Source organism: Cyclobacterium sp. 1_MG-2023, from assembly GCF_030546805.1.
In the GTDB taxonomy this organism is placed as follows: Bacteria; Bacteroidota; Bacteroidia; order Cytophagales; family Cyclobacteriaceae; genus Cyclobacterium.
Map to the genome: position 1 here is coordinate 64,930 of NZ_JAUOPC010000001.1, position 20,093 is coordinate 85,022.

Sequence of the window (20,093 nt, forward strand, 5' to 3'; positions counted from 1 at the left end):
GACTGTTTGATTTTGAGCCAAATTATGTTTATTTAATTAGGCTTTTTCCATAATATTAGGTTTTCAACTTTATAATATCCCCTTATTATTCATTTTAAATAATCATTCAGTAATAAATAATACATATTTCTCATACAATAACCTTAAATAAATGAAACCAATTGTTCAGATTAGTTTAGACCTAACCAACATTGACGAAGCTTTAGAAACGGCTGCTCTTGCCATGCGCGCTGGAGTGGATTGGTTGGAAGCAGGAACCCCTTTAATATTGGCGGAAGGTCTTCATGGCGTCAGAAAACTTAGGGAAGCTTTTCCTAATACGCCCATAGTAGCAGATTTAAAAACCATGGATGGTGGATATCTTGAAGCTGAAATGATGGCCAAGGCAGGTGCTACTCATGTAGTGGTAATGGCAAGAGCCCATGAAGAAACAATTAAATGTGTGGTGCAAGCGGGTAAAGACCATGGTGCAAAAGTGATGGGGGACAATTTAGGTTGCCCGGACATGGTGGCCGGCGCAAAATTCTTAGAAGATCACGGATGTGATTATATTGTTCACCACATTGGTTATGATGAAAGAAGGGGGATTGCTGCACAAGGCAAAAGGATGCCTAGCCCACTGGATCAATTGGAAGAAATTGTTGCAGCTGTTGATGTACCTGTACAGGCAGTTGGTGGTTTAAGTTTAGAGCAGGCCATATCTACTCCTAAATATGGTGCGCCACTTGTTGTCCTTGGAGCTCCTTTAACCATCGATGCAGATGCTTTTAAAACTGCTGATGGAGACTTGGAAGCATCTTTAAGGAAAATATGTGATGCGATCCATGCTTATGGAGATGTAAAAATATAATCAGAATAAAAATATTAAATAATGAAAGCAGCAGCAGTAGTGAATTATGCGGAAGCCAAAGGTTCCGTAGAAATTAGAGAAATTGAACAACCTGAAATAGGTGAAGGTGAGGTATTATTAGAAGTGGCCAATGTAGGTGTCTGTGGTAGTGATCTGCATCAATGGACTTCTGACCACAGTTGGCCGGTTAATTATCCGGTAGTTTTAGGACATGAGTTTGGTGGTAAAATTCTAGAAGTAGGCCCAAGAGTAGAAGGCTGGAAAGTTGGTGACAGGGTGGTAAGTGAAACTGCTGCAGTGATAGATCCATTGAATCCAATGAGTAGAATTGGTCTCTATAACTTAGACCCAACTCGAAAAGGTTTTGGTTACGGAGTGAATGGTGCCATGACAAAGTATGTAAAGGTGCCTGCACGTTGTTTGCACAATGTGCCTGAACAAGTGCCTTTTGAGGAAGCTTGTCTGACAGAACCTTGTTGTGTGGCCTATAGTGCAGTTGTTGTCAATTCAAATATCAAACCCGGAGACAGGGTTTTGGTGATTGGTCCCGGAACGATAGGGATGTTATGTGCTGTAATGGCCAAAATTAATGGTGCAGAAGTAGCAGTAGTAGGTTTAGAAGCCGATAGAGGTAGATTGGAAATTGCCAAAAGCTATGGCTGTGAGGCCATTATTGGTGATGCTACTGAATGGGCCAGAGAAAGAGATGGATTGGGTGCCGATCTAATCATTGATGCAGCGGGAGCAAGTGTTACGCTTAAAATCGCCATGGATCTGGTAAGACCAAATGGGCAAATCACCAAAGTGGGATGGGGACCACAGCCATGTAATTTTTCTTTGGATCCTATCGTCCAGAAAAATGTAAGATTACAAGGCAGTTTTAGTCACAACTGGCCAATTTGGGAAAAAGTTATTGGCATGATGGGGTCAGGTACCTTAGATGTAAAACCGATTATTGGTGGTGTATGGCCTGTGACCTCTTGGTTGGAAGCCTTTGAGAAAATGCACCATGGTGAGGTGGTAAAAAGTGTGCTGAAACCTGTTTAAACATGCGCCTAAGAGATAAAGTAATTATCGTTACCGGAAGCACTACCGGTATTGGGAAAGCCATAGCATTGAAATGTGCCAAGGAGGGAGCCAAATTGGTCATTCATGGCTTAGAAGAAGATTGGGGGCAAGAAGTTGTGAAAACCATTGGACCTGATAAGGCGGTACTTCATATTGAAGATTTACAAAAGGAGGGATGTGCTGAAAGGTTGGTTGATTTGGCTGTAAGCACTTTCGGCAAATTAGATGCTTTAGTTAATAATGCCGCGTGGGTAGTTTCATCTGATTTGCAAGCTGTGGACAGGCCGTTTTTGGAAAAAGTATTGTCCATCAATACCATAGCACCCTTGCTTTTAATCAAAGCAGCATTAAAGCAAATGGAAGCCAATAGAGGGAATGTATTGAACATCGGTTCAGTGAATGCCTGGAGTGGGGAGCCGAATTTGCTCGCTTACAGTATTTCCAAAGGTGGACTGATGACCATGACCAGAAATCTGGGTGACAGTCTCTTCCGTGACCATGGAGTAAGAGTCAATCAAATCAACCCGGGCTGGGTATTGACTGAAACTGAAAAACAAAGAAAAAAGGAACATGGGCTTTCTGACAAGTGGTTTGAAGACTTGCCGAAAATGTATGCTCCTGCCGGAAGAATTATAGCTCCTGAAGAAATAGCTGCTGCAGCTATTTTCTGGCTATCAGATGAGTCCGGTCCTGTAAGTGGACAAGTAATGGAATTGGAGCAGTACCCTTTAATAGGGAGAAATGCTCCCAAAGACACAAGTACAATTAATTAATTCAAATATTACAGTTATAAATATGCCTAAATTAGCAGCATTTCCAAAAGCCTTTATGCAGGCACTCTGCAAAGATGGAACAATGAAACTTGAAGAGTGGATCCAGTTGGCCTCTACATTGGAAGTAGAGGGGCTTGAGTGGTACGCAGGTTTTCTGGATATGGAAGACGAGTCCAAGTGGCCTACCTATAGGAAAATGGTGGAGGATACAGGGAAAGTTATTCCCATGATGTGTTGTTCACCGGATTTTACACATCCTGACAAATCTTTTCGTGAAAAAGAAATTGCAAAACAAAAACATTGGATAGACATGACTCACATTTTGGGAGGTTCCTATTGTAGAGTATTGTCCGGACAAAAAAGACCTGAATTAACATTAGATGAAGGTGTCAAGTTGGCTGCAGATTCAATCATGGCATGTATTCCCTATGCTCAAGAGAGGGGAATTACCTTGATTCTTGAAAATCATTATAAAGATGATTTTTGGGAATACCCTGAATTTGCGCAGCAAATGGACGTATTTTGTAAGTTAGTAGACAGCATAGATCATCCAAATTTTGGTGTAAATTATGATCCTAGTAATACCTTTCTAGCAGGAGAAGATCCTCTTGAATTATTGAAAAGGGTTTCTAAAAGGGTGGTTACCATGCATGCGAGTGACCGCTATTTAAAAACAGGAACCATCGAAGATTTAAGAAAAGAAGAAGATGGAGCAGTAGGTTATGCCAAGAGATTGAGCCATGGTGAAATTGGAAAAGGGCTGAATGATTATGATGCCATTTTTTCTGAATTGAAAAGCGTAGGGTTCGACAGTTGGATAAGTATTGAAGATGGTGTAGATGGGATGGACCAATTGGAAAGAAGCGTAGCTTTTTTACAAAAGAAAATTGCTGTTTACTGGCCTTAATAAATTACTTGAATAATCCGTGCAATTTTTTTGCACGGATTGAAACCTTTGAGATTTGGAAGCAAAATTATTATTGAACGCACAATGTGTTTTGGCTGAGAGTCCTACGTGGTTGGAGGATCCCGGTTGTTACCTTTGGGTGGATATAGAAAAAGGACATTTATACCAACTGATACCTGAGGAATCGGGGGTTAAGAAATGGTCTTTTCCCCATAGACTAAGTTTAGTGGTTCCTGATGATAAAGGTAACTTTATCTTGGCCTTGGATGCAAGACTAGCTGTTTTTGATCCCAATACTGAAAAATTTGACTGGCTTTGCGATATTGAAAATGATAAGCCTGAAAATCGGTGTAATGACGGAGCTTGTGACAGTCAAGGAAGACTTTGGCTAGGGACCATGAGTACAAAATTTACAGATCACGCCGGAGCTTTATATTGTGTAGAAAAGGATCTTTCTGTAAAGAAGAAAGTGGATAATGTGTCTATTTCTAATGGGATTTGTTGGTCATTGGATCACAAGACCATGTATTTTATAGACAGCCCAACAAGGGAAATAAAGGCCTTTGCTTATGAAGCTAGCACCGGGGAAATTGAGTTTAAAAAAGTAGTTGTAAATGTTCCTGAGGCACTTGGTACGCCTGATGGAATGTGTATGGACCAAAATGGAAAACTTTGGGTAGCGCATTACGGTGGGTTTGGTGTATATCAGTGGGACCCTGAGACCGGGGAGCAACTGGATAAAATTGAGGTTCCTGCGCCCCATGTTACTTCTTGTGCCTTTGGTGGAAGGGATGGAAAACAATTATTGATTACGACAGCTCAGGAAAATATGAGCCCTGAAATGTTGGAAAAGTATCCTTTAAGTGGAGGCGTTTTTACTTGCGATATGCCTGTTAGTGGTGCCAAAGTTTTTGGTGTTCAGTTTTAAATTCAAAACCAAATAATTAATAAAGGTGATCAAGGGAACTTCTCTTGATCATTTTTTTTGCTTATTTTCAAAGCCGTTATACCATCTTTCCTAACCATAAATTCTTAACAAAATAGGGGTAAGAGATTTATACATTTGACCCTTCATTTTATTACAAAAAATAGTAAAGCATTTAGTACATTAATTCTCCCTACAATATCAGCCATCTAATGATATTGGCCCTCTTTTGTAAATAAATTGGTTTGTTTTCCAATGGATTTAGCAATTGTAGTCTAGCTTATCGGAAAGGGTTTAGGTTTAATAAATTTTTGCAATAGTTGTATAGATGGCCATACAATAAAGATTGGTTGAAAAAAAGATCAGTACGTTGAAGGGCGAGGTAAAATAGAAGAGAAGGTTTAAGAATCTTTGTATTGATAGGTTATAGAAGGCCTATTGTCAATTGATATAAAAATATTATTTTTTACCCAAACCAAACAAGTACAAATATTTATTTATCAAATGCCATACCTTTTGATATAAAAATTGTTTGAAGTTGATGAGACATATTGTATTTTACGCAATATTCATTATTCTATAGGACCTATCGGTCTCAAAACAGTTACACACTATGGAGCAAAATAATAAGAATCGACGATCATTTTTAAAATCTACAGGTACAGCACTGGTAGCAGGAACTGTATTGCCATTTGGATTCAATATCAGGGAAGGATTTGCCGGCCAGAGGGCTAAGCTTAAGGTAGGGCTTATTGGATGTGGTGGAAGAGGAACAGGAGCCGCAGCCCAAGCTTTAAAGGCAGATAAAGATGCGGAGCTTACTGCCATGGGAGATATTTTTTCAGATTACTTAGAGGAGTCATACCAGTCTCTTAAAAAGATTAATCCGGAACAGGTGAAAGTGGACGAGGCACATAAATTTATTGGTTTCGATGCCATCCAGCAAGTGCTTGATTCGGGAGTGGATGTTGTTATTTTAACTACTCCTCCAGCATTTAGGCCTTCCCACTTTAAAGCTGCTGTAGAAGCCGGTAAACATGTTTTTTGTGAAAAACCGGTGGCAGTTGATGCGCCGGGTGTAAGAAGCGTTTTGGAGTCGGCTAGGCTGGCCAAAGAAAAGGGCTTGTCTGTGGTTTCAGGTTTCACCTTCAGGTATGATTTCCCTAAAAGAGCTATTTTTGAAAGAATTAAGGGAGGAGAAATTGGGGAAATTACTGATGTTTTCACTGCAAGAAATGGTGGTGGACTTTGGTACAAAGAACGCCAAGACAGTTGGACAGAAATGGAATATCAACTGAGAAACTGGTATTATTACGACTGGTTATCCGGAGATTATATTGTAGAGATGATGGTTCATAGTTTGGACTTAATGTCTTGGGCATTTGGTGATCGTTTGCCAATTCAAGTTACTGCAACCGGAGGTAGACAGGCCAGAACCGAGGAGAAGTGGGGGAATATTTATGATCACTTTGCTGTGGAGTACGAATATGAAAATAACCTAAAGGGTGTGCATTTTAGCAGACAGCAAAAAGGTTGTTCCAATACCAATAAAGTAAATATTACAGGGACTGAAGGTTTTGCCACAATTGATGTGGGTAAAAGGGTTCATGCCACTATGGGAATTGAACGTTGGGATTATGATGGTCCATCAAACAATCCTTATGAAACCCAACACGAAGAGCTTTTTGCTTCTATCAGGTCTGGTGAAGCAATGAATGAAGGAGAATTGATGGCCAATAGTACCATGCTTGCCATCATTGGTAGAATGGCAGGTTACAGTGGCCAAACAATTACTTGGGAAGAAGCAATGAAGAGTGAAGTCAAGCTTGGACCTGCGGCAGCTGATTACCGATGGGATTTGGTAGTAGATGTACCTCAAGTAGCCATTCCCGGAATCACCAAAGCTGTCTAAAACCTTACCATTATAAAATTCAACTAATGAAGACAATTTATAAAATTTTCTCCATTCTTCTCATTATGTGTTTCTTCTTGGAACCTGCGATGGCCCAAGAAAAGCTGTTTAAGTTTGGAGTACAACAAGACCTGAGTGCCTTAATTCAGGGTAAAAAAGACAAAGGAAAAGCCATCAATTGGATTGATGTAAATACAGGCAAGGATACCTGGCGTTTTGAGGGAGATGAACTGATTTGCGAGGGATTACCAATTGGGGTGATCCGTTCGGAAAATCAATACGAAAACTTCATCATGTACGTGGAATGGAAACACATGTCAGATGGTGGCAATTCCGGGACCTTTGTTTGGTCAGATGCTACTCCAGGGCCAAATGATCTTCCCAACGGCTTGGAAGTTCAGATGCTTGAACTGGACTGGGTAAACCAACATAAAAATGAAAAAGGGGAGTTACCTCCCATAGCTTATGTTCATGGTGAATTATTCGGCGTTGGCGGTGTAGAAACGGTACCGGACACCCCAAGAGGAACACGAAGTAAATCTATTGAAAACCGTTGTTTAGGTAAAGGTCAGTGGAATACGTATGTGGTCGTAGCAGTGGATGGTGTAGTTAAACTTTCTGTTAATGGAAAATTTGTAAATGGGATTAGTAAAGCCACACAAAAAAAGGGATATATCTGTCTTGAATCTGAAGGAGCTCCTATTCATTTTCGAAACCTGACCGTAACCGAATTACCTCCCGGGGTGACCTCAGCAGAGCAGATCGCTCCACTACTGACCAACCCATAAACACATCATTAAAATTAAATTATAGTACCAATGATAAGTGATTTATCAAAAGTTCATGAACTGATTTCAGACCTTTTTGAATGGCCAAAAAGTGAAAAAGAATGGGATAAGTATAAATTAACAGCGGAACAAATTGCCTTTTTTGATGAGAATGGCTACTTACCCAATATAAAGTTATTGGAACACTGGCAGGTAGCACGCCTCAACAAAGAATTGGAAAGTATCACCGATCCCAATCAACCGGGAATGGACTTATTTTACGAATTTGTTTCTAATGAATCAGCCAATCCGGATACCGTTTTATTTCATTCATTGGGACATTGGAGAGTTAAAGAAGGGTTTCATGATATTTTATGGAATCCTGCCTTTGTTATGGCCGCTAGCCAATTATTGGGGAATAAATCCGTACGCTTTTGGCATGACCAACTGTTTTGTAAGCCTGCCAAACATGGTGGAGTAGTGGCATGGCACCAGGATTATTCTTATTGGACCAGATCTGTGCCCATGCAACACTTGACCTGTTGGGTGGGCTTGGATGACGTAGATGTTGACAATGGTTGTCTCTATTATGTTCCTAAAAGTCACAATTGGGGATTATTGGATAAACCGGAATTGGCAGGAGATATGGAAGGGCTAATGGAATACCTTACAGAAGAGCAGAAAAAAGAATTCAAACCTGTTCCTATAGAAATGGAAAGAGGTTATGGGACTTTCCATCATCCTTTAATGGTGCATGGCTCCTATGAAAACAAATCGGAGAGGTCTAGAAGGGCCTTTGTGCTCAATGTATTTGCCGATGGAACCAAATCAAATACAGACAAAGAGCTTTTAAAAGGAGTGCCTGTATTTTCTCCCGGTGAAAAATTGGAAGGTCAATTTTTCCCCAAGCTTATCGATAGAAATAAGCATTAATGATGAATTCCAGATAGATGCAAAAAGTTACAAATAAGAACAAAATTTGGATCGCCTTGTTTGCCTTTGTTGCAACCTTAGTCACTTTGTCAACTTTGGATATTTGGGAAAGTGCTTCAAAGCCAGTTCCCGGTATAGAAGTTCCTGAAGGCTTCGTGATCGAAGAGGCTGTTATGCCCGGCCTTGTTCAATACCCCATGTTTGGGGTATTGGATGATCAAGGTAGGTTGTTCGTAATGGAATCGAGTGGCCATACAGAAGGTACGGAAGAAATTCTAGAGGAACCGAATTTTCAAATTTTATTATTGACAGATTCAAATCTAGATGGAATTTTTGATCAGAAAACCGTTTACGTTGACAATTTGCCATTTCCGATGGGAGGGGCATTTGTTGAGGGGAGTTTAATCGTTACAGCTTCTCCGGATTTGATCAAGTTTACGGATAATGATGGAGACGGCGTTGCCGACGAAAAGGAAGTATTGCTAACCGGATGGACATTGAATCACAATGCGGCCATTTTAAGTGGACCATTTATGGGACCGGATGGTTGGTTATATATGGCAGATGCCAGAAGAGGCTTTGATATCCAAAGCAAGGAGTTTGTCAACTTTAAAGGAAAAGGTGCAAGAATATGGCGTTGTTTACCCAATGGGACTCAATTACAGAGCTTTGCCGGGGGTGGTTTTGATAACTCCATAGAGTTGGCTTTTACTCCCTCGGGTGATGTTTTGGGGACCATGACCTATTTTACCGATCCTCAGGGTGGATACAGGGATGCACTTATGCATTGGGTGGAAGATGGAGTATACCCAAAACCAAATGCAGTGATTGGTGAAGATAACTTGGTTCGTACGGGTAGTTTAATGCCGGTTATGCATAAAATGGCTAGGGTTTCTCCTTCAGGTTTAATGCGTTATGAGGGGAACAAATGGGGAGACGCTTTTGAAGGTAATTTATTTCATGCTGAATTCAATACCGGCAGAATAGTGAAAACAGTGCTTTCTCCTTCGGGAGCAAGCTATAAAGCCAGTAGTGAACATTTTATGACCTCTAGTCTTGCTGATTTTCATCCTACTGATGTCCTTCAAGAACCGGGAGGTAATCTATTGGTAGTAAATACCGGTGGTTGGTTTATTTCCGGTTGTCCTTTAAGTAGAACTGCCAAGCCTGAAGTGTCCGGTGGAATATTTAGGATTCGTAAAAAGAAGAACAAGTCGGGTAAAGATCCATGGGGAAATAAAATAGCTTGGGAATCCTTATCTGTTCCGGAATTGGTGGGGCTTTTGGAAGATCCTCGCTGGAAGGTCTCCGATAGGGCTGGGGAATACCTGTTGAAACAACCCCTTGTTGCCATACCTTATTTGGTTGATCTACTGGAAACACACCCGGATGAAGCCATTCGGACAAAGTCGGTCTTTCTTTTATTTAGGACCCAAAACCCTAGGGCTTGGAATCAACTCGTCAAGGGATTAAAAGATCCAAGTGATCAAGTGAAAATTGCAACAGCAAGAGTTGTAGGCATGGCTGAGGTAATTTCTGCTAAAGAGGAATTGATTCAATTATTGGATAATCAATCCAACCCGGCATTGGCAAGACAAGTAGCCGTTGCTCTAGGTCAAATTGGGGATCCTGAGGCAACTAACCCTCTACTGAATGTAATGAAGACTCATGGCACGGATAGGTTTTTGTCCCATGCAGTAATTTTTGCTTTGATTCAAATGGAGAATGAAGAATTGCTTTTGGAGGAGTTGCAGAATGGCAACTTTAACAAAGCAGCCTTAATTGCCTTGGATCAAAAACAAAGTACATTATTAAGTGAAGACTTGATTCGAAACTATTTGAATAAATCCGATAATACAGTTAGAGGAACCGCCCTTTGGGTGCTTAAAAATCATCCCGAATGGGAAGTTGCCTTTACCGATTACCTGGATTACTATTTCACTGAGGGCAAAGGTCGGATTAGTGAATTAACAAGCATATTACCCACTTTTATTGATGCAATTTCCGTTCAAAAATACTTAGCCAATGTTTTGGGCAATGCTAAAAAAACCACAGAAGAGAAATTGCAGGTTTTGCATTTATTGGAGAATAATCCTCCTAAAGAACTTTTGTCCGAGCTCAAAACCAGTTTATTCCTTTTGCTAAATAGTCCCGAAAAGGGTATCCAAAAAGCGGTGATTAATTTGGCTGTCCAATTAAAAGAAAAAGCATTTATTGCCCCCCTTAATGAAATATTGTCTGAGATCATGGATGATGCCTCTTTAAAATTGGCTGCTTATAAAGGTTTAGTAAGCCTTGGGGAGTCCTTGTCCACAAATGATTTTAAATGGGTTGCTAAGCAACTACTATTGGAAGGGAGGCAGCCACTTCATGGAGAAGCTTTAAGTATTCTAAGAAATTTAAATTTAAATTCACAGGATTTATCCTGGCTTTTACAGGAGATTTTTCCTAAATCTTCGAATGGTGATGTGTCTTATTTACTTGAATTATTTGATACTGTTGAAGATGTCAGTATTTTAGTCAAATTGGAAGAAAAATTATTGAATCGTCAAGAAGTTTGGGCTAATTTATCCACCGATCGGTTGGCGCTAATTTTCGAAAAAAGTAATGCCGGAAAGACCTTGTTGGACAGTCTTGAAACGAGACAAGAGGGGCGATTAATCCAATTAGAAGAGATGGCTTCAGGCTTGGTAAAAGGAGATGTAGACAGGGGCAGGGCTATATTTTATGGAGTAGGAGCTTGCAGTACTTGTCATGCTGTATCTGGAAAAGGAGAGACCTTTGGGCCGGACCTCACGAATATTGGTGAGATTCGTTCCCAACATGATATATTGGAGGCCATGCTTTTTCCTGGGGCTAGTTTCGCTCGAGAATATGAAACGGTTGCTTTGCAAACAAAGTCTCAGAAATACTTGGGGATTGTTAAGCGTTTTGAAAATGGGAGGTATGAGCTGGCCATTGGTCCGGGCAGTTTAATAACTGTTGATGAAAAGGATATAGTAGCATTGGAGGAGGCCCAACAATCTTTGATGCCGGCCGGTTTATTAAGCAATCTGAACAATCAAGAAATCAGTGACTTAATGCATTACCTTCAATCCTTACCTGATGGAATTTTTACCAGAGATAACTAGTTAAATTATTATAAACCAATGTAAAAATGCAATTATGCTTAGAAAGCCAAGTATTTGTTTAGTATTGTTTTTTGCCCTTAGTTTGGTGAATTTTTCTGCCCTAGCCCAAAGTTTCCCGATAGACCTTCCCGATAGCTGGGAAAAGGGGGAAGCAATTGCCTTGTTTGATGGCAATGATTTGGATCACTGGTATACCTTTATTAAAGATAGAGGAAGGGATGAAGATCCTAAAAATGTGTTTCAAGTGAATGATGGCATACTGACCATAAGTGGTGAAGAATGGGGCTGTATTACTACCATAAATCCCTATGATAATTATATATTAAAAACTTCTTTTCGTTGGGAAGGAGAGACTTATGGGGATCGAAAAACCAAAGCTAGAGATAGTGGGTTTCTAATTCATTCCAAAGGTAAAGATGGTGGATACAATGGAATTTGGATGCATGGTATTGAAGTGCAAATCATCGAAGGTGGTACAGGAGATTTCTTAGTGGTCGGAGATGGTACGGAGACTTTTGGCCTAAGCGCACCGGTAGCAGAGGAATTGCAGGGAAGTTCACACCTATATAAGCCCGGTGGAGATTTGAAACGGATCAACAGAGGTAGGATCAACTGGTATGGTAGGTCACCAAAATGGGCGGACACCATTGGCTTTAGAGGAAAAAAAGAAGTGGAGAAGAAAGTGGGTAAATGGAATGATTTAGAAATTCAAACCTGGGAAGGTAATATCGCTGTCTTTTTAAATGGTAAGCTTGTCAACTTTGCCACCAAAGTAGAACCTGAATTTGGAAGAATACAGGTACAATCTGAAGGGGCAACCATAGCATTTAAAGAAATAACGCTTTACCCTTTGATTAAATAAACCCGAAGAATTATTTTTATCAATTGCATGTATTCAATAAGTTTAATCTTTAATTATTAAAAATATAAACCATGAGCCAAGAATCAGTTAAAGTATTAGTAGTTGGATGTGGAAATATGGGAGCCTCTCACGCCCTTGCATACCATGAGTTGGATGGATATGAAATTGTAGGACTTGTATCCGGAGGTAAAACCAAGGAAGAATTGAATGAAAAACTCGGAGGGGGATATGCCCTGTATGATGATTTTTATAAAGCAATGGAAGTAACCAAACCTGATGCTGTAAGTATATCTACCTATCCTGATACGCATGAGACCTTTGCCATTAAAGCTATTGAAAGTGGTTGTGATGTGTTTGTTGAAAAGCCATTGGCTGATACAGTGGAAGGAGCCAGAAGAGTTGTGAATGCAGCCACCAAACACAATAAAAAGCTTGTGGTAGGTTATATCTTGAGGCATCATCCTTCATGGGAGAATTTTATCTCTGTAAGTCAAAAGTTAGGCAAACCTTTGGTAATGCGAATGAACCTGAATCAACAGAGTGAGGATAAAATGTGGACTTTGCATAGAAATCTTATGAAAAGTCTTAGCCCTATAGTAGATTGTGGTGTGCATTATATTGATGTAATGTGTCAAATGACCCGTTCTAAGCCGGTACAAGTGTATGCCATAGGGGCCAGATTAACAGAAGAAATTCCTGAAGGAAATTATAATTACGGAAACCTTCAAATCCGATTTGAAGATGGATCCGTTGGTTGGTATGAAGCAGGTTGGGGACCTATGGTCAGTGAAACAGCCTTTTTTATAAAAGATGTTTTTGGTCCAAAAGGATCTGTGTCGATAGTTGCTAAAGAAGCTGGTGGATCCGGAAAATCAGATAGTATTGAAGCACATACCAAAACCGAATCACTTTTATACCATAGATCTGAGTTGGATGCCAACGAGAAATTTGCTCATGAAGATGAATGGATTGATTTGACAGATGAGCCGGATCACAATGGCTTATGTAAACGAGAACAAGAGTATTTTTTGAAGGCCATCAAAGAGGATATTGATTTAACGGATCATATGGAAGATGCAGTCAATAGCCTTAGGATAGCTTTTGCCTGCGACGAATCTGTAAGAACAGGAAAAGTTGTACATTTATAAAATTGTTTCATTGAATTCGGGCCGGCTATCGTATAGTCGGCCAATTATCTCTTAAAATATTTATATGTCGAGTGAATTTGACCCTAATGACTTTCCTGTAGGAATCATTGGATTAGGAATGATGGGGAGCAGCATTGCTGTTTGTATGCTAATAGCAGGGCACCCAGTAACAGGTGTGGAGTTGGTAGAAGATGCGCTCGAAGGAGCTAAAACACGAATTAATAAGCACTTTAAATTGGCCGCAGAAAAAGGACTTTTGGATGGTTCTCCTGAGGATTACCTGAAAAAGCTTACCATATCTTCAGACCTTTCTGCATTGAAAGATAGCCGCTTGGTGTTGGAATCAATCAAGGAGGACATCAATATAAAGAAGGAAGTTTTTGAAAAAGTAGATGCCATTGTAGCCAAAGACGCCTTTATTACGAGCAATACATCGGCAATTCCAATAAGTGATCTACAGGTTTTCGTGAGTAATCCGGAAAGATTTTTTGGCTTACACTGGATGGAACCAGCCTTTACCACCCGCTTCTTGGAAGTTATTTGTGGGGATAAAAGCGATTTGAAAAAGGCCCAGTTCCTTTATGATTTGGGGGAACTCTGGCAGAAAGAAACCGTTTTGTTGAAAAAAGACATACCGGGATTTATTGCCAATAGGCTCATGTACGCCATGTACCGTGAAGCCATGCACTTAGTAGACGAAGACTATGCTTCAGTAGAAGATGTGGATCGGGCTTGCCGAAATGTAGCAGGATATTTTATTCCCATGATGGGAGTCTTTCGTTGGATGGATTTTACAGGGATTGCTTCTTATCATAAGGTTATGAAAGATCTTTTTCCCACCCTTAACAATGCGGATGCACCTGGTAAACTCATGAACAAAATTGTAGAGGAAGGTGGAAGAGGCATTTTCAATGGCAAGGGTTTCTATGAATACACAGAAGAAGAAAAAGAGATCTGGCAAAAATTATACAACGACTTTTCTTTTGAAATCAGAGACCTTACCTTAAAATATCCGGCAGATATTGTACAGCAAAAACTGAAGGAAAAACAGGATGACGATCAATAGTAAATAGCTGAGATTTTAATGTAAGGCAGGTTTTATGGGGAGGTTTTTGACAACCTCTCCTTCAAACTCCATCATTTCATGCAATCTTTTGTAAACTGTATCCTCATCAAAATATTGCAAAGCCAATTCCACAAAAATATTACCATGCTTGGCCTCAGAGGTCCAAAGGGTTTTGTAAAACTTTTTTAAGGAAGGATCTTCATGCGCTTCAGAGACCATTTTAAACCTTTCGCATCCCCTACATTCCACAATAGAACCCATTAATAACCTTGACAAAAAGCGGCTTTCATTGGTGCCTCCGTGGGTTAAAGGCATCAGTTGTTTGATATAGAGGTCCTCTTTCATTTCTTTATTTAGCGGAACACCTCTGCTTTGCATCAGCTCAAAAACCTCCTGAAAATGCTCCAATTCTTCAATCGCTGTCTCGATCATTTCCGGAATTATTTTTTCCCTATCCGGATATTTAGCAATCAATGAAGTAGCCATTGCAGAGGCTTTTCTTTCACAATCTGCATGATCTTGTAAGAAAGTATCGAAATCTTGCATTACTGCATTTAGCCACTCCTGTGAGGATGGTACTTTAAGGTCGATGGCGTATTTCATGTGGAAATATTTTACAATTATTTTTAGGCTTAAAGAAGTAAATGTACCATTTCTTTTTCAATTTTGGGCAGGTGTTCCATTGCTTTTCTATTTAAAATATTACTAAAATGTCTCAAGATATAGCTAAAATTTCAGCCAATTATAAACATAGATTCAATGTCAATGATCCTTATTTTGATGAATCACCTGCTGAAGAACTTTCGCTTATCATTGTGATTCCTTCCTACAAAGAGCCGGATATTTCATACACTTTATCCTCTCTTTCTCAATGTATTGCACCCAAAGGAATGGTGGAATTAATTGTTGTCATCAATGCACCCGAGAATGCTTCCTCAGATGTTTTGGAAATGAACAGGCATACCATTAGTCAAATAAGAAGCCGAGAAAAACAATTGGTCGAGAATAGAATCAGTCTTAAGCTGATTCAAGAAGAAAACCTTCCTAAAAAGTTTGCCGGTGCCGGATTGGCAAGAAAGATTGGGATGGATGAAGCTTTACAAAGGTGGACTTTGGCAAAAAAGGATGGACCAATTGTATGTTTAGATGCAGATTGTACAGTTTCTAAAGATTATTTAATTGCAGCTGAAAAGGCTTTTTCAAACCCTTTGACCAAGCTTGCACATTACCAATTTAAACACCTATTCTTACAGGAAAAAGATGAAAATCTTATAAATGGCATTGTGCAATATGAACTTCATTTGAGATATCATATTCAAGGTTTAAAGTGGGCCGGATATCCCAATGCAATGCATACGGTAGGTTCCTGTATGGCTGTAAGGGCTTCTGCTTATGCGAAGTCCGGTGGAATGAATAGGAGAAAAGCAGGGGAGGATTTTTATTTTATGCATAAACTTCTCCCTGTCTGCCAATTTACCTATCTCCCGGCCTTTGTCTATCCCTCTTGTCGATCTTCGGACAGGGTGCCATTCGGCACAGGAAGAGCACAATTGGAATTTTTGGATGCAGGTGCTCAAGTTAGAAATACTTACCATCCTGAAACCTATGCTTCATTGAAGCAATTCTTTGAGCTTGTCCCAAGCCTGTATCATACCGATGAAGGGCTAGAGGAACTGCCTGATCATTTGCACAAATTCCTTCTTGAACAGGGGTTTGAAAATAGGCTGAAAGACATAATTAGCCAATCCAAAACTGCAAATATTTTTGCCAAGAATTTTTGGCAATGGATGGATGGTTTTATGGTGCTTAAGATGACGCATTTTTTGAGGGATAATAGCTATCCTGAAATCCCAATAGACATGGCTTGCAACTTCTTATTAAGGAAATTAGAAGAAAGTTACCCCCCCTTGTCATTGACCGAATTACTAGAAAGATATCAACAGTTTGATTTTAGGGATTATTCTAGGGGACTAACAACAAATGATACCTGATGCCCTTTTTCTAACTTTAATTCAAAGCCATCAATCAATTCCTTTCCTTTGTAAGTCTGACTAGATTCTCCTTTTGAGAAAGTGACCCTGTATTTTTGATCCTTATCTACCGTAAACCATTCAGGGAGTTGGTTGATCCGGGGGTGATCTAAAGGTAATTTAAATACACTTTGATGCCTTGGGTGATCGAATTTGATATTCCCTTCCCAATCCTCGTCACTTACCATGCTTATTAAAATCCCATTCTCTAAAGGACTTGCTCCTAGATATAGCTCTTCTTTCCATGGAGAGGCAGTCACCCCTTGACTTTTCCATAATGAATACATGATGCTGGTTCTAGCAAAATTCCCATCTCCGTGCCAGCCTTCAATTATTCCGGTATTTCTAAAAGCTTCTGTATCTTTTCTATAGGATGAATCCTGTAAAGACCACATGTGCTGAATTTCACTATCAATCCAATCTTTGGTCTCCGGTAATGCTTCTCTATTGTAAAGATTCAATGCACTTTCGATGGCATCTGCATATCCGTCTGCACTTCCATCTTCCCAATCATAATGGGTATAATTGTGAAGATTTTTCATGGCTTTCATAACCGCCTCTTGGTAAGGTTCGTACTGGTCTTGCAGGTATACGCTATAGTATGCATTGTAGGTATAACCCCAAGTATCTGCAATTCTTTCATCTAAAATTTCACCGGTTTGTGGGTTGATCTGGTTGTAAAATAGGCCGTCTTCATTTATGCCAACTTCCAGAATTCTATCTAACATCCGGTAAATATGGGGCTTGTAAGTAGCCGCTTTTTCCGGATCACTATTGGCTACCGCTATGTAAAGTTCGCATAGACCTGATACGATTTCACATCCATGATCCCTGAGTCGTAGTACCTCAACATCATCTGTAGGATGTTGATCTCCTAATAAATAGTAATCACCTAAGCGTTTGGCCCAGTTTAAGTACTTTTCTTCCCCGGTCATCCAATATACACGGGATAAAGCCTGAAGTAATTCACCGTTAACCTCTACGTTTAATGATGGAATGTTGCCAAATGGAGTTTCATAAGAAGCATTTTTCCATAAATCATCAATTAATGCAATCATTCTTTCTGACCAAGGAGTGTGCCCAATGTACTCCGTTAAAGGCAAAAGACCATCTTTAATGTACTCTGAGGCTCCAAAAATAATTTCATCCTTGTCAATTTCTTCCCTAACAAAGTCTTTTTTTGTAAAAGAATAGGTGTCCGGTAGCCTATCAAGTCTGGAGGTTAGCTCTATTTCCGCTTGGAGTATTTGTGCCATTTTACCTTTATATAAGGCAGGTTCTAAGATCGCAGAAGTAAGCACCATAAATGGATAATTATCAGCTGCTGCGTCTTTAGCATTCCAAATGTCAATGCTTTCTCTAAGATTTCGAGGGATCAATCCACTTTCTTTGTCTGCATAAGGCAGCCAGGCATTCACAAAAAGCATGCTTCTACGATAGCCTTCATGCGCCAAATAACCATTTTCAATGGCTAAATTTTCACTTACCTCACTGACTTTAGTTGCGGGTTCCCTACATGAACCTAAGAAGAAAATTAAACTTGTAGTAAAAAAACATATATTCCGGAGGCTTTGGGTTTTTAATTGCTGGCGCATTGTGTTTATCTATTGTTCTAAAATTATTCCTTCTTGGTAAGTGGCTTTTATGAGATGATGTGGCCATGATTTACTGAGGTAGTAATAACCAAAACTTTCATTTTGTAGGCTTTCTACAAAAAGATTGTTATTCAATCCTTCAAATTTAACATATATTTTAAATGCGTGTTTATTTTTTACCATTATTTCTTCTTCAACAATTATTGAAGCCTGAATAACCTCAGGAACTATCAATTTTCGTTCTATAGGCTTATTGTTTATGGTAAGAATTTGGCTTTGGACAGAAAGGTCAAAAAATCCCAAGTTAACTTTCAACCCTTGAGTGAGAGGGAGTGACCTCAATGCTCCATGAAATTGTAAGATGTCTAATAATCCCGGATTACCGGCAAGGGAATAAGTTTGTTCACCTTGTATCGGGTTTTCGGCTATTAAGGTAATGCTGTCACCGTATTGAATTTGAATTTTAGTATCCTCATATTCAAATACTCTTTTTGTGGGAAAATGATTATTCGCATCTAACCACAACAAATAGGATGAATCTTCGCTATTGTTTGAAGCAAGATTACTGAAAGCATTCTCGGGTGTTTTCAATGCCTTTTCTTCTTGTTTTCTAAACTCAGAAACAGTCGTCACCAAAAAATCTTCAAAATTATCCTCCTTGGATGCGGAAGTTGACAAGTTATTTTTAGAAAAGAGCATTAAAATTGATTCTTTTAATTGCAATGTATCATGGCCATTATCAAATGATTCAAAAATATTACTAAAGCCGTTGTTCATTTCTTTTACTTGTTCTAAAGTAAGGGAGACACTGCTTTTCATTTTTCCAGATCCAGTGGCAATATCATTGGATACAATGAACTTGTTTTTTTCATCCTCGGATATAACCTGTTTGACTTCATATTTATAGATTGGAAAGGAATTTAATTTTATTGTTAATTCTTCCTGCCAAGTTTCAGGTTTAATTAGGTCATTATCAATGCTTGCATGCAAGGCAATCAAATTGGGTTGATCTTCTTGATAAGTAGGTCTGGAAAGGGGGACAAGCACAGGAGCGGGCTTTGGGTCCAAGGCGATGGAAGAGCTGGATAATTCAGCTCTTAAAAGCTGTTCATTGAAATCTAAAGAATCAACATTATAAGGGGATGGATCAAAAAATGATTTAAAATCTAAATCCTCAGCAAGTATTTCATATTTTAAAATTTTTAGTGATTGATTAGGTTCGCCTTCAATGAGATAGGCGGAATATAAAGGGTGTTTTTCACTTCCTTCGTTAACAAAAAATGTTCCCGCCTGCCCGTTGTAGTTTGGAATTGAAAATTCAAAACCTTGATTTCCATTGGAGGATGAGGCCAGTCCTGATCCTCTTAGCAGATCATCGTTTTTTTTGAAGCTTACTTCTCCTGAAATAACCTCCAACTCTCCCGCTGGTCCATATAGTTTTCCTTGTAAATTATTTATTTTTGGTATGGGTATTATCTGTTCGATTATATTAAGGTGCAATTGAATGCTTATCCCTTCCAAAGCTGCAAATGAAATGCTGCCTTGCAAGGTAACTTTATTTCCTTGTACCGTATAGTTGAAATCTTCGGATGAGATGCCTTTGGCAAAATGTGCGGTTTTCAGTTGGGGAAAGCATGGGGTAGGGTGGAAGGTTGCTCTGTCTACTCCTCCTTGCCATTGCTCATTGGAATTTAAGCCTTTTTTAAGTACCAGTTCATTCCATTCGATGATAGGGTTCTTTTGAGTAGTCAAAAGGTCAGGTAAAAGGCAGTAAATGCGTTCTTTTCCCTCAGGGAAAACCATTATTTCTGCAAAGGGTATCTTTTGATTGCCCTCAGGTGATTTGATTTCCAGATAGCTGCTGGTGAGGGAAGGGTTTGGATCTAAATCGGGACAAGGTTCAGCATAAATTGGATAGGTAACCATTAACCATGAAATTGCCATAAAAATCACCCGAATAAGAGCTTTACCTATCATAATTTCAATGGTTTTAGACCAGATTTATATTGCTATTTAATTTAAGAAATTTATTGGGGAAATAAAAAATCCTTATGCATTCAATGCATAAGGATTTTATTGTCGGTAGGCAGTAACACCTGTGTGTCATTTTATAGGAAAAATAGAAT

Annotated in this window: 16 protein-coding genes; 13 read left to right on the top strand and 3 right to left on the bottom strand. The window is 39.3% G+C overall.

Annotated features, from left to right (window positions below):
• The first annotated feature begins 151 nt into the window (after positions 1 to 151).
• The 12 genes from Q4534_RS00235 (at position 152) to Q4534_RS00290 (ending at position 14,342) form a co-directional block, all read left to right on the top strand.
• The gene (locus Q4534_RS00235) at positions 152 to 850 is read left to right on the top strand and encodes an orotidine 5'-phosphate decarboxylase / HUMPS family protein (protein WP_303611150.1); all 699 of its coding nucleotides are present in this window, start codon (positions 152 to 154) and stop codon (positions 848 to 850) included.
• 21 nt (positions 851 to 871) lie between these two features.
• Positions 872 to 1,897 (top strand): zinc-binding dehydrogenase, encoded by a 1,026-nt coding sequence (locus tag Q4534_RS00240; protein ID WP_303611151.1) that lies wholly within the window; start codon positions 872 to 874, stop codon positions 1,895 to 1,897.
• Positions 1,898 to 1,899: 2 nt separating this feature from the next.
• Complete coding sequence (locus Q4534_RS00245; RefSeq protein WP_303611152.1) at positions 1,900 to 2,691, top strand: SDR family NAD(P)-dependent oxidoreductase; 792 nt, start codon at positions 1,900 to 1,902, stop codon at positions 2,689 to 2,691.
• A 22-nt stretch (positions 2,692 to 2,713) separates the two neighbouring features.
• Positions 2,714 to 3,598, top strand: coding sequence for a sugar phosphate isomerase/epimerase (locus tag Q4534_RS00250; protein ID WP_303611153.1), 885 nt, complete (start codon positions 2,714 to 2,716; stop codon positions 3,596 to 3,598).
• 55 nt (positions 3,599 to 3,653) lie between these two features.
• Entirely contained in the window at positions 3,654 to 4,526 is an 873-nt protein-coding gene (locus tag Q4534_RS00255; protein WP_303611154.1) for an SMP-30/gluconolactonase/LRE family protein, read from the top strand.
• A 610-nt stretch (positions 4,527 to 5,136) separates the two neighbouring features.
• Positions 5,137 to 6,435, top strand: coding sequence for a Gfo/Idh/MocA family protein (locus Q4534_RS00260; protein WP_303611155.1), 1,299 nt, complete (start codon positions 5,137 to 5,139; stop codon positions 6,433 to 6,435).
• Between the two features lie 26 nt (positions 6,436 to 6,461).
• A complete protein-coding gene (locus Q4534_RS00265; RefSeq protein ID WP_303611156.1) occupies positions 6,462 to 7,223 on the top strand; it encodes a DUF1080 domain-containing protein in 762 nt (253 codons plus the stop codon).
• A 30-nt stretch (positions 7,224 to 7,253) separates the two neighbouring features.
• Positions 7,254 to 8,135: a phytanoyl-CoA dioxygenase family protein gene (locus Q4534_RS00270; RefSeq protein ID WP_303611157.1), complete on the top strand. Its 882-nt coding sequence runs from the start codon at positions 7,254 to 7,256 to the stop codon at positions 8,133 to 8,135.
• 17 nt (positions 8,136 to 8,152) lie between these two features.
• Entirely contained in the window at positions 8,153 to 11,266 is a 3,114-nt protein-coding gene (locus Q4534_RS00275) for a PVC-type heme-binding CxxCH protein (RefSeq protein ID WP_303611158.1), read from the top strand.
• 34 nt (positions 11,267 to 11,300) lie between these two features.
• Positions 11,301 to 12,128, top strand: coding sequence for a DUF1080 domain-containing protein (locus tag Q4534_RS00280; RefSeq protein ID WP_303611159.1), 828 nt, complete (start codon positions 11,301 to 11,303; stop codon positions 12,126 to 12,128).
• A gap of 71 nt (positions 12,129 to 12,199) precedes the next feature.
• Positions 12,200 to 13,276, top strand: coding sequence for a Gfo/Idh/MocA family protein (locus tag Q4534_RS00285; protein WP_303611160.1), 1,077 nt, complete (start codon positions 12,200 to 12,202; stop codon positions 13,274 to 13,276).
• Positions 13,277 to 13,340: 64 nt separating this feature from the next.
• Positions 13,341 to 14,342 (top strand): 3-hydroxyacyl-CoA dehydrogenase family protein, encoded by a 1,002-nt coding sequence (locus Q4534_RS00290; protein ID WP_303611161.1) that lies wholly within the window; start codon positions 13,341 to 13,343, stop codon positions 14,340 to 14,342.
• 15 nt (positions 14,343 to 14,357) lie between these two features.
• On the opposite strand, the gene Q4534_RS00295 is transcribed toward Q4534_RS00290, so the two are convergent.
• Positions 14,358 to 14,945: a tRNA-(ms[2]io[6]A)-hydroxylase gene (locus Q4534_RS00295; RefSeq protein WP_303611162.1), complete on the bottom strand. Its 588-nt coding sequence runs from the start codon at positions 14,943 to 14,945 to the stop codon at positions 14,358 to 14,360.
• 107 nt (positions 14,946 to 15,052) lie between these two features.
• Here Q4534_RS00295 and Q4534_RS00300 point away from each other — a divergent pair, with 107 nt between their 5' ends.
• Positions 15,053 to 16,333: a glycosyltransferase family 2 protein gene (locus Q4534_RS00300; protein WP_303611163.1), complete on the top strand. Its 1,281-nt coding sequence runs from the start codon at positions 15,053 to 15,055 to the stop codon at positions 16,331 to 16,333.
• On the opposite strand, the gene Q4534_RS00305 is transcribed toward Q4534_RS00300, so the two are convergent.
• Positions 16,300 to 17,967 carry a hypothetical protein gene (locus Q4534_RS00305; RefSeq protein ID WP_303611164.1) on the bottom strand — a complete coding sequence of 556 codons (1,668 nt, stop codon included), beginning with the start codon at positions 17,965 to 17,967 and terminating at the stop codon, positions 16,300 to 16,302. The genes Q4534_RS00300 and Q4534_RS00305 overlap by 34 nt on opposite strands.
• Positions 17,968 to 17,976: 9 nt before the next feature.
• Positions 17,977 to 19,944, bottom strand: a complete 1,968-nt coding sequence (locus Q4534_RS00310; protein ID WP_303611165.1) for a hypothetical protein — start codon at positions 19,942 to 19,944, stop codon at positions 17,977 to 17,979.
• Positions 19,945 to 20,093: the final 149 nt, after the last annotated feature.

Bases quoted from the DNA above. Each gene is read 5' to 3' on its own strand.
- Q4534_RS00235 (WP_303611150.1), top strand. From the start codon at position 152: ATGAAACCAATTGTTCAGATTAGTTTAGACCTAACCAACATTGACGAA.
- Q4534_RS00240 (WP_303611151.1), top strand. From the start codon at position 872: ATGAAAGCAGCAGCAGTAGTGAATTATGCGGAAGCCAAAGGTTCCGTA.
- Q4534_RS00245 (WP_303611152.1), top strand. From the start codon at position 1,900: ATGCGCCTAAGAGATAAAGTAATTATCGTTACCGGAAGCACTACCGGT.
- Q4534_RS00250 (WP_303611153.1), top strand. From the start codon at position 2,714: ATGCCTAAATTAGCAGCATTTCCAAAAGCCTTTATGCAGGCACTCTGC.
- Q4534_RS00260 (WP_303611155.1), top strand. From the start codon at position 5,137: ATGGAGCAAAATAATAAGAATCGACGATCATTTTTAAAATCTACAGGT.
- Q4534_RS00265 (WP_303611156.1), top strand. From the start codon at position 6,462: ATGAAGACAATTTATAAAATTTTCTCCATTCTTCTCATTATGTGTTTC.
- Q4534_RS00270 (WP_303611157.1), top strand. From the start codon at position 7,254: ATGATAAGTGATTTATCAAAAGTTCATGAACTGATTTCAGACCTTTTT.
- Q4534_RS00275 (WP_303611158.1), top strand. From the start codon at position 8,153: ATGCAAAAAGTTACAAATAAGAACAAAATTTGGATCGCCTTGTTTGCC.
- Q4534_RS00280 (WP_303611159.1), top strand. From the start codon at position 11,301: ATGCTTAGAAAGCCAAGTATTTGTTTAGTATTGTTTTTTGCCCTTAGT.
- Q4534_RS00285 (WP_303611160.1), top strand. From the start codon at position 12,200: ATGAGCCAAGAATCAGTTAAAGTATTAGTAGTTGGATGTGGAAATATG.
- Q4534_RS00290 (WP_303611161.1), top strand. From the start codon at position 13,341: ATGTCGAGTGAATTTGACCCTAATGACTTTCCTGTAGGAATCATTGGA.
- Q4534_RS00295 (WP_303611162.1), bottom strand. From the start codon at position 14,945: ATGAAATACGCCATCGACCTTAAAGTACCATCCTCACAGGAGTGGCTA.
- Q4534_RS00300 (WP_303611163.1), top strand. From the start codon at position 15,053: ATGTCTCAAGATATAGCTAAAATTTCAGCCAATTATAAACATAGATTC.
- Q4534_RS00305 (WP_303611164.1), bottom strand. From the start codon at position 17,967: ATGCGCCAGCAATTAAAAACCCAAAGCCTCCGGAATATATGTTTTTTT.
- Q4534_RS00310 (WP_303611165.1), bottom strand. From the start codon at position 19,944: ATGATAGGTAAAGCTCTTATTCGGGTGATTTTTATGGCAATTTCATGG.